This is a genomic window from Nonomuraea rhodomycinica (assembly GCF_013363995.1).
GTDB classification, from domain to species: Bacteria; Actinomycetota; Actinomycetes; order Streptosporangiales; family Streptosporangiaceae; genus Nonomuraea; species Nonomuraea rhodomycinica.
This window is the reverse complement of sequence record NZ_JABWGO010000001.1, coordinates 1,904,607-1,917,949: the sequence shown is the minus strand read 5'-3', so window position 1 is coordinate 1,917,949 and position 13,343 is coordinate 1,904,607. Positions and strand designations below refer to the sequence as shown.

The window sequence follows — 13,343 nt, the reverse complement described above, 5'->3', positions numbered from 1 at the left end:
CCAGGGACGGCCGGCTCACAGGCGGACACGGGTGCCGAGGCCGTTCGCGCGAGCGCGAGTGTACGCACGCCAGGCCAGCGTCGCATCCTGGACCCCGAGACCGTTGCTGTGGAACACCACCGTCTCCCCGCCGCCGGCGCGCGCCGGGTGGCCGCCGCGCAGCGCGGCGGCGAGCGGGCGCACCGCCCGCGCGTCCAGCACCCCGGCCGCGACCGCCGCCACGACAGGGCCGTTCGAGCGCAGCGCCTGCTCGGGCAGGTCGGCGTAGGTGCGGGCGGCGCGCGCCGAGCAGGCGAGGTCGATCTCGCACCGGTCCGGCGCGTACGAGCCCATCGTCAGCACGGCCGTGCCCGCCCGCAGCCAGGCGCCCTCCACCACCGGGGTACGGCTGAGCGTGCAGGTGGCGACGGTGCCGCTCCGCTCGCACAGGTCGCGGGGCGAGGCGGCCACCTCGACGGGCAGGTCCGCGAGGCGAGGGTCGAGCCGGGCGCGTCCGCGGGCCCGCAGCCCCGGGCTCCACATCAGGAACCGCTCGACCGGCGTGACCGCGGCCGTCAGCAGGACGAACTCGGTCGCCTGCGCCCCCGCGCCGAGCACGCCGACCGTGTGCGGGCCGGCGGGGGACAGGGCGCGGGCGGCGGCGACCAGGCCGCCGGCGGTGCGCAGGGTGGTGATCGTCGTGCCGTTGAGCACGGCGACGGCCGCGCCGGTCTCCGGGTCGTGGACGGTGACCGTCGCGTGGACCGTGGGCAGGCCCCGCCGAGCGTTGGCCGGATGCTGGGTGCCCGTCTTGAACACCACGCCGGTCCCGGGCCCGGACACCATGCCGATCCCGGGCCCGGACAGCGCGTCGGTCCCGGACAGCGCGGCGGTCTCCCCGGCGGCCACGGCCGCGTGGGCGAACGCCATGCCGTCCGGGGCGAACGTCGCGTGGTGGGTGTGCGCGGCGCGCACCCGCCCCGGCTCGCCGGCCAGCAGGAACGCCCGCTCCTGGGTCGCCACCACCTCGGCGGCGTCCAGCGTGGCCCGGATGTCGGCGTCCGAGAGGATCAGCACGTCCACTACAGCACCCTCGACAGGAACGAGCGGGTGCGCTCGTGCTCCGGAGCGCCGAAGATCCGCTCCGGCGGTCCCGCCTCCACCACCCGGCCGCCGTCCATGAACACGACCTGGTCGGCGACGTCCCGGGCGAAGGCCATCTCGTGGGTGACCACCACCATGGTCATCCCGTCGCGGGCCAGGTCGCGCATGACGTCGAGGACGTCGCCGACCAGCTCCGGGTCGAGCGCGGAGGTGGGCTCGTCGAACAGCATGAGCGCGGGCCGCATGGCGAGCGAGCGGGCGATCGCGACGCGCTGCTGCTGGCCGCCGGACAGCGACTCGGGGAAGGCGCCGGCCTTGTCGGCCAGGCCCACCTTGGTCAGCAGCTCCATCGCCTGCTCGCGGGCCGTCCCGCGGTCGAGGCCGTTGACGACGACCGGGCCCTCGGTCACGTTGTCGACGACGCGGCGGTGGGGGAACAGGTGGAAGTTCTGGAAGACCATGCCCATCCGGCGCCGCTGGGCCGCGAGCTGGGAGGAGGTCATTTCGTGCAGGCCGTCGCCCTTCCAGCGGAAGCCGACCGGCTGCCCTTCGAGGTAGACGTACCCGCTGTCCGGGACCTCCAGGCGGTTGACGCAGCGCAGGAGGGTGCTCTTGCCGGAGCCCGAGGGGCCGATGACGCACAGCACCTGGCCGGCGTGCACGTCCAGGGACACCTCGCGCAGCACCTGGTGCCGGCCGAACGCCTTGCCGACCTTCTCGACACGGAGCAGGGGGATCTCGGACATCTCGCGCCTCACGCCTTTCCGAACGAGGGGAGGAAGCGCAGCCGCCTGACGTCGCCGGCCCGGCCCGCGGTCGCCCTGGTGACCTTCATCCGCCGCTCCACGTGCTGCTGCGCGAGGGTGAGCAGGGTGGTCAGCACGAGGTACCAGATGGTGGCCACGAGCAGGAGCGGGATCGTCCGGTAGTTGCGGGAGTAGATCATCTGGGCGCTGTAGAGCAGGTCGGGCGTGGCCAGGACGCTGACCAGCGAGGTGAACTTCAGCATCGAGATGAGGTCGTTGCCGATCGGCGGCACGACGATCCGCAGCGCCTGCGGCAGCACGACCCGCCGCAGCACCTGGAACCGGGACATCCCGACGACCAGCGCGGCCTCCGTCTGCCCCTTGGGCACCGCCTGGATCCCGGCGCGGATCATCTCGGCGGCGTACGCGCTCTCGGTGAGGGCGAGGCCGAGGATGGCCGCCGAGAACGACGAGACGACGGTGTTGGTGTCCCAGGAGGCGAGCGTCGGCCCGAACGGCACGCCCAGCTCGATCACCGGGATCAGCGTGGCCAGGTTGAACCAGAACACCATCTGCACCAGCGGCGGCACGCCCCGGAAGAACCACAGCCAGAGCCAGCTCACGGACCGGAACAGCGGGTTGGCCGACAGCCGCATCACCGCGAGGACGACGCCGATGGCCAGACCGAGCACCATGGCCAGCACGGTCAGCTCCAGGGTGGTGACGAGCCCGCCGAGGATCTCCCGGTCGAACAGGTACTCCAGGACCACCGACCAGCGCAGGTTCTCGTTCGTCAGCAGGAGCCGCGCGAACAGCGCGATCAGCAGGACGAGGACCGCCCCTCCGGCCCACCACCACGGGTGCCGCAGCGGCACCCTCCGCGCGCCCTCCGCGCTGCGGAACGCGCCACGCTCCGCGCCGCGGAACGCGCCGCCCTCCTCGCTTCCCTGCGCCGGGCTGCCGGCAAACGTCATCGACGACTCCTCACGGTGACGGGACTGGTCCTTGCTGTCAGCCCTCGGGGTTGGCCTCGGTGATGAGGACGGCGGTCTTGAGGTCGCCCTCACTGGTCACGCCCCAGTCGGAGCGGATCCTCGCGTACGTGCCGTCGTCGATGACGGCCTGCAGCGCCGCCTTGAGCGCGGGCCCGAGCGGGCTGTCCTTCTTCACGCCCAGCCCGTTGTAGACGGCGTTGACCAGCAGGGCGGAGGTCTCGAGCTGGCCGGTCTGCTTCGCGCTGTACTTGAGCTTGCCCGAGCCGGCGGCGACGAGCTGGACGCGGCCCGAGGTGACGGCCAGCTCGGCCGAGGGCTGGTCCTTGAACTGCTCGATCTTCATGGGGGCGGAGCCGCAGGTCCGCGGGTTGTGCTCGGTGAGGTACTTGTACTCCCAGGCCCCGGTGAGCACGGCCACGGACTTGCCGCACACGTCCTCGATCCGGGCGATGTTCAGCCCCGCCCCCTTCTTCCAGCCGAAGGCGGTGCCCTCCTTCTGCAGCGGGACGAAGTCGAGGCTCTCCAGCCGTTCGGGGGTGACCCCGAGCGAGGCCACGGCCACGTCGTAGCGGCCGTTGTCCAGGCCCGGGATGATCATGTCGAAGCCGGTGGCCGTGTAGGTGAAGGTCACGCCCATCTTGGCGGCCATGGCCTTGGCCAGCTCGACGCTCCAGCCCTTGATCTGGCCGCCGTCCACGTACTCCTCGGGCGCCCAGTCCCCGAAGACCGCGACCTTGGCGCTCCTGAGGCCCGGCGGGACGAGCTTGGCGACCGCGGGGTCGCCGGCGGGCTGCTGTGCCTGTGCCGTCCCCTGGGCCGGCGAGCCCGCGGACCGCGCGGCGTCGCCGGACCCGCCGCCGCAGGCGGACAGCAGGAGCGCCGCGCACACCGGCAGCGCGATCAGGGCCGCGCCCTTGCGGCCACCACTGATACCGGTCATGTCGATTCCTTTGCTACTGGGGGGTCGGTGCTGCTCGGGAGCCTTCGGGGGATTCGGGGAGGCGAGGGGGGTCGGCGACGTCCCGGAACTGGGGGAGGTCGCGAAGCTCGCCGACGTCGGGGGTGAGCGGCGCGGCGTGCCCGAAGGCGCCGAGCGCGGTGCAGACCCGCGCGGCGTGCGTGGACGCCCGCCGCAGGGTCTCGCGCCCGTCCAGCCCGGCCGCGAGGCCGGTCAGGACGTGGGCGATGAAGGTGTCTCCCGCGCCGAGCGTGTCGACCACCTCGACCGGCACGGCCGGCTCCGCGAGCAGCTCACGGCCGTCGAAGAGCCACGCGCCCGCCGCGCCGCGCGTCGCCAGGGCCACGTGGGCGCCCCGGCCGACGGCCCAGCGCAGCAGGTCGCCGGTCTCGGCCGCGCCGAGGTGCGAGGCCGAGAAGAAGGCGTAGGTGACGTACGGGACCAGCGCGGCGGCGTAGTCGTCGCCGGTGTGGGAGTCGAAGTCGAACGAGAGCGGCACGCGCCCGGCCAGGGCCGGGAGCTGCTCCTCCAGGTCGGCCGAGTAGCTGGAGTGCGCCACGTCGTGGGCCGCGACGAACTCCACGTCCGCCTCGTCGAGCCGGAAGCGCGCCACCCCGCGGTCGTACGGGCCGAAGACCCGCTCGCCGCCGACGTTGACGACCGTGGCGTAACCCGTCGGACCGGCCGGGCGGCGCAGACGCGAGAGGTCCACGCCCTCCTCCCGCAGCGCGGCGGCGAGCCGGTCGCCGCGCTCGTCGCGCCCCGCCGAGCCGACGTAGGAGGCGCGGGCGCCGGCGCGGGCGGCGTGGACGGCCACGTTCACGCAGTTGCCGCCCGGGTACATCAGCCCCGCGTCGAGGTAGCAGTCGGTGATGTTGTCGCCGACGGCCGCGAGCCGCATCAGTACTCGACCCGCCACATGTAGCGGCGCTCGCTCAGCGGGCGGCCCGAGAACGCCTCGAAGTGCTGGGCCAGCCGGGCGGTGACGCAGCTCGCCATGACGAACGAGCCGACCGTGGCGCGCAGGCGCGCCGGCACCCCGGGCAGCGACAGCGAGGCGCCGTCGATGACGTGGTTGCGCTCGTTGTGACGTTCCAGGAAGGAGACGGCCCGCGCGCCCATCGGCCGCGTGGCGTCCTCGCCGAGCAGCACGATCACCGGCACCGTGCCGTCGACGACCTCGAACGCGCCGTGCAGGAACTCGCCCGAGCCCGTGGCCACGGCGTGCTTGGTCTGCATCTCCTGCAGGTAGCAGGCGGCGAAGGTCTGGGCCGCGCCCTCCAGCGGGCCGGAGCCGAGCACGTACACGCACGGCTCGTCCACGCAGGCCGCCGCGATGTCGCGCAGCCGTTCGTCCAGCTCGCGCACCGAGGTCTCGAACGCCTCCGAGCAGGAGCGCAGGACGGCCAGCGCCTCGTCGTAGTCGTCGGCCACGCCCTGCGCCCGCAGCAGCGCGTACGCGATCAGCCCCTGCAGCACCTGCTTGGCCTCGACGCTGCGGTGCAGGACGACGTCCTCGGCCTCCTTGGCGACGAGGCTGTCCGGGTCCTTGGTGACGAGCAGGACCGGAGCGCCGGCCTCGCGGGCGAAGCGCACGGCCCGCGCGGTCTCGGGGGTGCCGCCGTTGGTGCTGCTCGCGATGACGACCGAGCCGGGGCCGAGGGCGGCCGGGCGGCGCAGCATGAACTCGTCGGCGTTGAGGGTGACCACGGGGACGGGGGAGCGTTCGAGGAGGAAGCGCATGGCGCCGAACATGAACAGCGATCCGCCGCAGCCCACGAGGTAGATCACCCGGGTGGCCGGGCTGAGCGCCTTGTCGACGAACGCCGTCACCTGGGCCTCGATCTGCGGCGTCACCGCCGCGTCCAGATCGGCGCGGAAGGTCTCCGATATCGCTCCGAGGGGACGGACGGGCATGCGGACCTGCGACATTCTGCGCTCCAATGTGAGATCGATCTCAGAATGGGGTAGATGATGCCTCTCGCGGAGCGGGCGCGTCAAGGCTCGGCCGTGGCGACGAGACACCCCGGTGCCGCTGCGACGCGACGCGCCTAGGGTGATCACATGATCGATGAGGCGACCCTGCGCCGCGCCGCCGCCACCGGCGAGGCGCTCCGCTCGCTCGACGGCGACGACCTCGTCGTGCCCGGCGGCCTGCTGCGCGAGCTGTTCCGGCGCGACCCGCAGGACCTCGATCCCCGCGGCCTCACCCTGGAGAGCGCCCGCGTGGCGGACGGCCTCGACCTGCGCGGCATGCAGATCCCCTTCCCGCTGCGGTTCGTGGGCTGCGCGTTCGACCGGCCGCTCGACCTCGACGGCGCCGAGCTGCACGCGCTGGTGCTGGACGGATGCGACGTCCCCGGCGTCGTGGCCAACGGGCTGCGCGTGCGCCGCGATCTCGACCTGTCCCGGTCCCGCGTCCGCGGCGACCTGTGGACCTCGGCCAGCACCTCGTGCAGCGCCGCGGTGTGGCTGTGCGAGTCGGAGATCGGCGGGCGGCTGCTGTGCGTGGACACCGTCATCGACGGCGCGGTCCGCGCGGTCCAGGCCGACCGGATGCGGGTCGGCGGGACGATCCGGCTGCTGCACGGGTTCGAGGCACGCGGCGGCATCCGGCTCCTCGGCGCGGACGTGGCGGGCTCCCTCGACCTCACCGGCGCCCGCCTGACCAGACCGGACCGCGGGCTGGCCCTCGACCTCGGCGACGCGACGATCGGCGGCAGCGTCTTCGTCATCGCCGACCAGACGGGCCGCCGCCCGCTCGTCCGCGGCCGCCTGGCCCTGGGCAACGCCCGGATCGCGGGCCAGCTCCTGATCCGCGACGCCGACTTCGAGCCCGCCGGAACCGTCACCGGCACCGGTTACCGGAGCCGACGCCGCGCCGGCGCCGCGATCAGCGCACCCGGGCTCGTCGTGAACGGCGACGTCAGCATCGAGGGCGAGTGCCGGATCGGCGGCGGCGTCGACCTGTCCATGGGGACGTACAGCACCATCCAGATCCACGAGGGCACGCGGCTCGCCGCCCCCGGCGAGCGGGCGCTCGACCTGACCAACGCCGAACTGCGCTCCAGCCTCGTCCTCGCCGAGGGGGTGGCGGTCGAGGGCACGCTGCGGCTGGCGGGAGCGCACGTCAGGGGGGACCTCGTCCTGAAGGGCACCCGGTGGAGCGAGCCGGAAGGCCCCACGATAGTCGCCGCTGAGGGGGCGACGGTCGACGGGGGCGTGGACCTGCGCGGGGTGGAGACCTGCGGCGGGAGGATCACGTTCCGCTCCGCGACGGTTGGCGCCACCTTCGACGCCCACGGCGCGCGGTTGCGGAACACCGATGGAGGAGCGCTCTCCCTGCGGCAGGCCGTGGTCAAGGGATCGGTCCTGCTCGCCGGGGGATTCACCGCCGAGGGCTCCGTCGTGCTGAACCGGGCAGTCATCGAGGGGCGGCTCGCCTGCGCGGGTGGTACGTTCGGCGATGTCGTGGCGGCGTCGGCGACCGCGCGCGCCGGCATGAACCTGCACTGGACGGCGGCTGCGTCGGTGGACCTCACGGGTGCCGTGACGACCGCGCTCGCCGACGACCCCGCCGCGTGGCCGCGCCGCTCGGCCATCGCGGGATTCGTGTACGACCGGTTCGACGGCTCCTGGGACTGGCGGACCCGCCGCGACTGGCTGCGCGGGATGGAGCCCTTCGACGCCGGCCCGTACGAGCAGGCGGCCAGGGTCTTCCGCCAGCACGGCCGCCCGGTGGAGGCCGAGCGGCTGCTCATGGAGCAGCGCAGGCGGGCCAGGCAGGTCCGGCCGCCGGGAGGCCGCGCGCCCGGCCGCCTCCTGCGCGACCTGCGGGACGTCCTCTACGGGGTCACGGTCGGCTACGGCTACCGCCCGGGACGCACGCTCTGGCTGCTCGCGGCGCTGCTGGCCCTGGTGGGGACGCTGGTGGCGGTCCCGGGGGCGCAGGCGACGTTACGCGCCACGGACCCCCGCGGGAACGTGTACGCGGTGGACGGCCGCCTGGTCACCGTGGACGAGACCAAGCAGGGGGCCGACGCCACCGCCACCAGGGCCCGCGCCGCGTCCCGGCCGGGGCCGTGCGGCGACGGGCAGGTCCGCTGCTTCGACCCCGTCTTCTACACGATCGACACCGTCGTCCCGCTCATCTCGCTGGGGCAGCGCGCCGTCTGGTACCCGGAGACGCGCACCACGGCCGGCCGGGTGACCTCGGCGCTGCTGAACGTGGCCAGCGTGCTGGGCTGGCTGCTGTCGACGGTCGTGGTCCTCTCCTTCGCCAGGCTCGCCCGCCCGGCGTGACCGGCCCCGCCGGGCGGGTTCTCCGGCGCGGGCCGAGAAGCTCATGCCGGACGCGGCGTGGTCGTCGGCGCCCGGCGGAAAGTTTCGGCCGCCGGTCATCCGCTCAGGGCCCTTTCCGGAGCACGTCGTTGACGGGTCCGCGGGCCTCCGCCTAGAGTCCCGGCTTGGTGATCGGCTTCCCGGCCGAAAGTTTTCGGGAGAGGACCCCATGACGGCGCGGACGTACGGCAACCCGGTGGTGCCCGGCTTCCACCCCGACCCGAGCGTGTGCCGGGTGGGCGACGATCACTACCTCGTCTGCTCCAGCTTCGAGTACTTCCCCGGCGTGCCGATCTTCCACAGCCGCGACCTGGTGCACTGGCGGCAGATCGGCAACGTCCTGGACCGGCCGTCGCAACTGCGCCTGCCCCCGGGGCTGCCCGCCTCCGGCGGCGTCTACGCGCCGACGATCCGCCACCACGACGGCGTCTTCCACCTGATCACCACGATCGTGGGCGGCGGGGGCACCCTCCTCGTCACGAGCGAGCGCCCCGAGGGCCCGTGGTCCGACCCCGTCTGGATCGATCTGCCCGGCATCGACCCCGACCTCGCCTGGGACGAGGACGGCTCGTGCTGGTGCGCCTTCTCCGGCGTCAAGGTCGCGCGGATCGACCCCGTGGCCGGCAAGGTGCTGGAGGGCCCGTACGAGGTGTGGTCGGGCACGGGCGGCAAGTATCCGGAGGCGCCGCACCTGTACCGGGTGGACGGCTGGTGGTACCTGCTGCTGTCGGAGGGCGGCACCGAACGCGGCCACGCCGTCTCGATCGCCCGGTCCCGATCGCCGCGCGGCCCGTTCGAGCCGGGCCCGGCCAACCCGATCCTCACGCACCGCGGCACCGACCGGCCGATCCAGAGCACCGGCCACGCCGACCTGGTCCAGGCCGCCGACGGCACCTGGTGGATGACGCTCCTCGGCACCCGCCCGCGCGGCCACACGCCGGAGTTCCAGGTGCTGGGCCGGGAGACGTTCCTCGTGCCGGTGGAGTGGGCGGACGGCTGGCCGGTCGCCGGGCCGGTCGAGGAGCGCCATCCCGCGCCCGCCGCGTGGCACCCGCTCCCCGCCGAGCCGGCCCGTGACGACTTCGACGCCGACCGCCTGGCCCCGCACTGGATCTCGCCGCGCGCCCGCCCGGACGGCTCCTGGTCGCTGGGCGGCGGCCGGCTCACGCTGCACGCCACCGGGCCCACCCTCGACCGGCCGGGGCACACCTTCGTCGGCCGCCGCCAGCAGCACCACGACTGCCGCGTCACCGCCCTGCTCGACCCGGGCTCGGCCACGGCCGGGCTGTCCGTGCGGATGGACGAGGCGCACCACTACGACCTGGAGGTGGGCGGCGGCCTGGCGCGGGTGATCGCCCGCATCGGCCCGCTGCGCCAGTGCGTGGCCGAGCGGGCGGTGCCGCCCGGCCCGCTCACGCTCACCGTCGAGACGCGCACCCGCGACGTGCTCCCGCCCTCCGTCGTCGGCCCGCCCTCCGTCGTCGGCCCGCCCTCCGTCGTCGGCCCGCCCTCCGTCGTCGGCCCGCCCTCCGTCGTCGGCCCGCCCTCCGTCGTCGGCCCGCCCTCCGTCGTCGGCCCGCCCTCCGTCGTCGGCCCGGCCGCCGGGCCGGCCGGGGAGCCCGCCGGCGTGGGCGACTGGGGCCCCGACATGATCGTCTTCTCGGTCGGCGGCCCGCCGCTGGCCGAGCTGGACGGCCGCTACCTGTCCACCGAGGTCGCCGCCGGTTTCACCGGGCGGGTCATCGGCATGTACGTCACGCGGGGCAGCGCGAGCTTCGACTGGTTCACGTACGAGGCGACGGGAGCCTGACCCGGAGGGTGTCCGCCCAGACGCTCAGGGGGCGGCACTCTTGACACGCTCTCGTCCCCGATGATCTGCTGTCGGTACACCGGAACATCATTCTGTATGTCGGAACGGAGCCTTCAGGCATGGGTGACGCGGACGTGCCCCTCTCCCGCTACCGTCCGGTGTCGCAGCTGCGGGTCCCGGTCCACGAGGTCGAGCGCGCCCGCGTGCCCGCCGTGGACGCCCACACCCACCTCGGCCGCTGGCTGACCGAGGACGGCGGCTGGATGGTCGAGGACGTCCCGGCCCTCGTCGGCCTCATGGACGAGCTGAACCTGCGCGGCATGGTCAACCTCGACGGCCGCTGGGGCCGGGAGCTGGCCGAGAACATCGAGCGCTACGACGCCGCCCACCCCGGCCGCTTCGCCACCTTCTGCCACGTCGACTGGACGCGGACGGCCGAGCCCGGCTTCGGCGAGCGGCTGGCCGCCCAGCTCACCCGGTCCGTGGCCGAGGGCGCCGCCGGGCTGAAGGTGTGGAAGGACGTGGGCCTGCGGGTCCGCGACCACCGCGGCGAGCTCGTCATGCTCGACGACCCGCGGCTCGACCCGCTGTGGGCGGCCGCCGGCGCGGCCGGCGTCCCGATCGCCCTGCACACCGCCGACCCGGTCGCCTTCTTCCAGCCGGCCGACGAGCGCAACGAACGCCTCGAACTCCTCGCCGCCCGGCCCGACTGGAACTTCTCCGGGCCCGGGTTCCCGCCGTTCGAGCGGCTGATGGAGGCCATGGAGGCGATGGTCGCCCGGCACCCGGCCACCACGGTGATCGGTGTCCACGCGGGCTGCTGGCCGGAGAACCTGGGCTTCGCGAGCCGGATGCTCGACACGTACCCGAACTTCCACATCGACATCGGGGCCCGCGTCGCCGAGCTGGGACGCCAGCCCCGGGCCACGCGCGCCCTCATGCTCCGCCACCCCGGCCGGGTGCTGTTCGGCACCGACGAGATCCCGCCCTACCCGGACGTCTACCGCATCCACTTCCGGTTCATGGAGACCGACGACGAGGCGTTCGCGCACTCCCTGGACGACCCGCCGCCGATGGGCCGCTGGACGATCTCCGGCCTCGACCTGCCGGACCACGTCCTGGAACGCGTCTACGCCGCCAACGCGCTCGCGCTGGTGCCGAGGCTGGCCTGACGGCCAGGGCCGGTACGCGCCTCCTTGGGGCGGAAGCGCGTACCGGATGCCGGCTCACCTGCAGGGCGCGTACGGCTTGTCGTACAGGGAGTAGTCCTCGGGCTTCTTGAGCGAGTTGAACTTCAGCGTCCTGGACTTGGCGCAGAAGCTCGACGGCGCCGTCGCGTACTCGACGTGGAAGACGGGCTTGCCGGCCTTGACGAAGACGTTCAGCTCGGAGCACTCGTCGAACTGGAAGCACTCCTCGTTGACGGCGTAGTCGAAGGAGGACACGAGCTCCTCGGCCTGGCTGAGGTCGTTCTTCAGCGCCACGGACAGGCCCTTGCCGTGGGCGATGGCGGCCAGCGCCCTGTTGTAGGTGAGCTGGGTCGCGGGGCTGACGGTCCAGCCGGTGACGGACTTGCCCTCCTCGTGGGCGTTGACCACGTCGAACTCGACGCCGTCGAAGCCCGCCTGCGCGCACTTGTCGACGCGGGCCGCCATCATCTGCAGCAGGAAGTCCCGCTGGCCCTTGTCGTTGTTGATGTTCGCCCAGCGCTCGTTGGGGAACTCCTCGCTGAACGGCTTGCCCAGCAGCGACTTGCCGTGCGCGTTGTGCCAGTCGACGAACTTCTGGTAGTCGGGCCGGAACTCCTCGATCGAGCCGGCGTCGACGTAGCAGATCGCCTTGGCGCCCTTGGCGTGGATCGCCTTGACGGCCGCCGTGTTGAGCGTCGTGTTGTTGCCGGCGACCTCCTCGGCGGCGTACAGGTCGATGTCGAAGACGCTCGGCCGCACGCACGCCCCGCCGCCCTGGGGCACCCCGCAGATGTCGACGTTGACGCCGCCGGTCGAGGCGTAGGTCTTGCTGCCCTGGAGCTGGTACTGCCAGCGGCTGTCCACCGGTGGCCGCCAGATGCCCGCCGTCGCCGACGTGGGCGTCACCCTGGCCGTCGGGGCGGTGGCGCTCGCGGCCTGGGACGGGGCCTGGAGACCGAGCGCGGCGGCCGGCACGAGGGCCGTGACCGCGGTGAACCGGGTTAAGAACGTGCGGAGGCTGACCACCACGTCACCTTTCTATCACGTCATATTCCATAATGCGGAATGGAATTCCGGCTATAAGCAAAGCGAGGATCACGCGACGTTGTCAACCGGAACGCTGAAACCCCGCCGCGGGTCCCGGCCCGCGGTCCCGGTGCCGGGTGGGGCCTGGAGCGATCCAGCGGTGCGGGTGGTGGGAGGGCCTCCGGGGGCGCCGAACTGGTGAAACGCCGCGACCCATGCCGCGCCGGGCGGCATGGGTCGTGAAGCCCGTCCCGGCCGTCAGAAAGTGGCCGTGGGAAGCGGCCGGGAGACGGCCGACGGGAGTGGCCGCGATGGGGCGGTCGGGACCGGCCGTGCCGTCGTGCTCAGGAGGTGGCGGTGGGGGAGGCGCTCGGTTCGGCGCTGGGCGGCGTGCTCGTCGACGGCGGGGAACTGGGGGCCGGCGAGGAGGTCGGCGGGGAACTGGGGGCCGGTGAGGAGGTCGGCGGCTCGCCGGGCCACTGGTGGCCGCCGTCGTGCCATCGGCCGCCCCGGCCGTCGGGGAACGGCCGGCCGTGCCGGTCCTGCCCGTCGCGCAGGGACACGTCACGCACCGCCACGGCGGTGGCCGTCTCGCCGTCCACCTTGGCGATGACCATCACCTTCGCCCCGGTCTTCACCGACGCGATGCCCTCGTCGCGGTTGACCCGGGTGTCGGCGTCGACGGTGTACTCCTTGGTGTAGCCGTCCTCGCTCTTGACCGTGACCGAGTCCTGGTCGACCGCCGTGACGTCGCCGTACTGGGTGGCGACGGTCGTGTACGTGCCCTCGCCGTCGGGCACCACGAACTCGCCGTGCAGGGCGGGGCCGCCGAATCCCATCCGGTGACCCCAGCGCCGGCCCTGTCCGGGCCCCTGGTCGGACGGGGTGGCGGACGGGCTCGCGGTCGGGGTCGCGGTGGCCGAGGGAGGCGGTGGCGGCGTGGGGGAGAGCGCCGCCGCGGTGGCCACGCCGGCGCCGCTCACCGCGACGAGCGCGGTGGCGGCGGCGAGCAGCAGGGAGCGCGGCACGCGGCGCCTCGGTGGCTCGCCGGCCAGTGTCTCGGCGGGGCTGAATCCGTCCGGCTCAGAGCTCATCTGTTCCTCCCGATAGGTGTACAGACGACAACGCTGCAGGGAACTGCCTAAAACCGCCGTAAACGCCCGCGATGCGCGATCGGCCACTCCCTTAAATCCC

At 73.6% G+C, this 13,343-nt stretch carries 11 protein-coding genes; 3 read left to right on the top strand and 8 right to left on the bottom strand.

Features of this window, described 5'->3' with window-relative positions; translation table 11 throughout:
• Positions 1-15: 15 nt before the first annotated feature.
• The 6 genes from HT134_RS08830 to HT134_RS08805 are packed head-to-tail and all read right to left on the bottom strand — an operon-like array spanning position 16 to position 5,699.
• Entirely contained in the window at positions 16-1,062 is a 1,047-nt protein-coding gene (locus HT134_RS08830) for an ornithine cyclodeaminase family protein (RefSeq protein ID WP_175599645.1), read from the bottom strand.
• A complete protein-coding gene (locus tag HT134_RS08825; RefSeq protein WP_281387383.1) occupies positions 1,062-1,829 on the bottom strand; it encodes an amino acid ABC transporter ATP-binding protein in 768 nt (255 codons plus the stop codon). The genes HT134_RS08830 and HT134_RS08825 overlap by 1 nt, the downstream gene beginning before the upstream one ends.
• A gap of 8 nt (positions 1,830-1,837) precedes the next feature.
• Positions 1,838-2,803, bottom strand: a complete 966-nt coding sequence (locus HT134_RS08820; RefSeq protein ID WP_175599644.1) for an amino acid ABC transporter permease — start codon at positions 2,801-2,803, stop codon at positions 1,838-1,840.
• 37 nt (positions 2,804-2,840) lie between these two features.
• Positions 2,841-3,764, bottom strand: a complete 924-nt coding sequence (locus HT134_RS08815) for a transporter substrate-binding domain-containing protein (protein WP_175599643.1) — start codon at positions 3,762-3,764, stop codon at positions 2,841-2,843.
• A 13-nt stretch (positions 3,765-3,777) separates the two neighbouring features.
• The gene (locus HT134_RS08810) at positions 3,778-4,683 is read right to left on the bottom strand and encodes a PfkB family carbohydrate kinase (protein ID WP_175599642.1); all 906 of its coding nucleotides are present in this window, start codon (positions 4,681-4,683) and stop codon (positions 3,778-3,780) included.
• Positions 4,683-5,699 (bottom strand): SIS domain-containing protein, encoded by a 1,017-nt coding sequence (locus HT134_RS08805; RefSeq protein ID WP_217707249.1) that lies wholly within the window; start codon positions 5,697-5,699, stop codon positions 4,683-4,685. Before HT134_RS08805 ends, HT134_RS08810 begins: the two co-directional genes overlap by 1 nt.
• Positions 5,700-5,846: 147 nt before the next feature.
• Here HT134_RS08805 and HT134_RS08800 point away from each other — a divergent pair, with 147 nt between their 5' ends.
• From HT134_RS08800 to HT134_RS08785, 3 genes are all read left to right on the top strand, one after another.
• On the top strand, positions 5,847-8,084 hold the full coding sequence (locus HT134_RS08800; RefSeq protein WP_175599640.1) for a hypothetical protein: 2,238 nt from the start codon (positions 5,847-5,849) through the stop codon (positions 8,082-8,084).
• A 208-nt stretch (positions 8,085-8,292) separates the two neighbouring features.
• Positions 8,293-9,933 carry a glycoside hydrolase family 43 protein gene (locus HT134_RS08795; RefSeq protein ID WP_217707248.1) on the top strand — a complete coding sequence of 547 codons (1,641 nt, stop codon included), beginning with the start codon at positions 8,293-8,295 and terminating at the stop codon, positions 9,931-9,933.
• 119 nt (positions 9,934-10,052) lie between these two features.
• Positions 10,053-11,105, top strand: coding sequence for an amidohydrolase family protein (locus HT134_RS08785; protein ID WP_175599639.1), 1,053 nt, complete (start codon positions 10,053-10,055; stop codon positions 11,103-11,105).
• A gap of 54 nt (positions 11,106-11,159) precedes the next feature.
• On the opposite strand, the gene HT134_RS08780 is transcribed toward HT134_RS08785, so the two are convergent.
• Both HT134_RS08780 and HT134_RS08775 read right to left on the bottom strand, forming a co-directional pair.
• Entirely contained in the window at positions 11,160-12,152 is a 993-nt protein-coding gene (locus HT134_RS08780; RefSeq protein WP_175599638.1) for an endo alpha-1,4 polygalactosaminidase, read from the bottom strand.
• A 341-nt stretch (positions 12,153-12,493) separates the two neighbouring features.
• Positions 12,494-13,243, bottom strand: a complete 750-nt coding sequence (locus HT134_RS08775; protein ID WP_175599637.1) for a hypothetical protein — start codon at positions 13,241-13,243, stop codon at positions 12,494-12,496.
• Between the last annotated feature and the right edge of the window lie 100 nt (positions 13,244-13,343).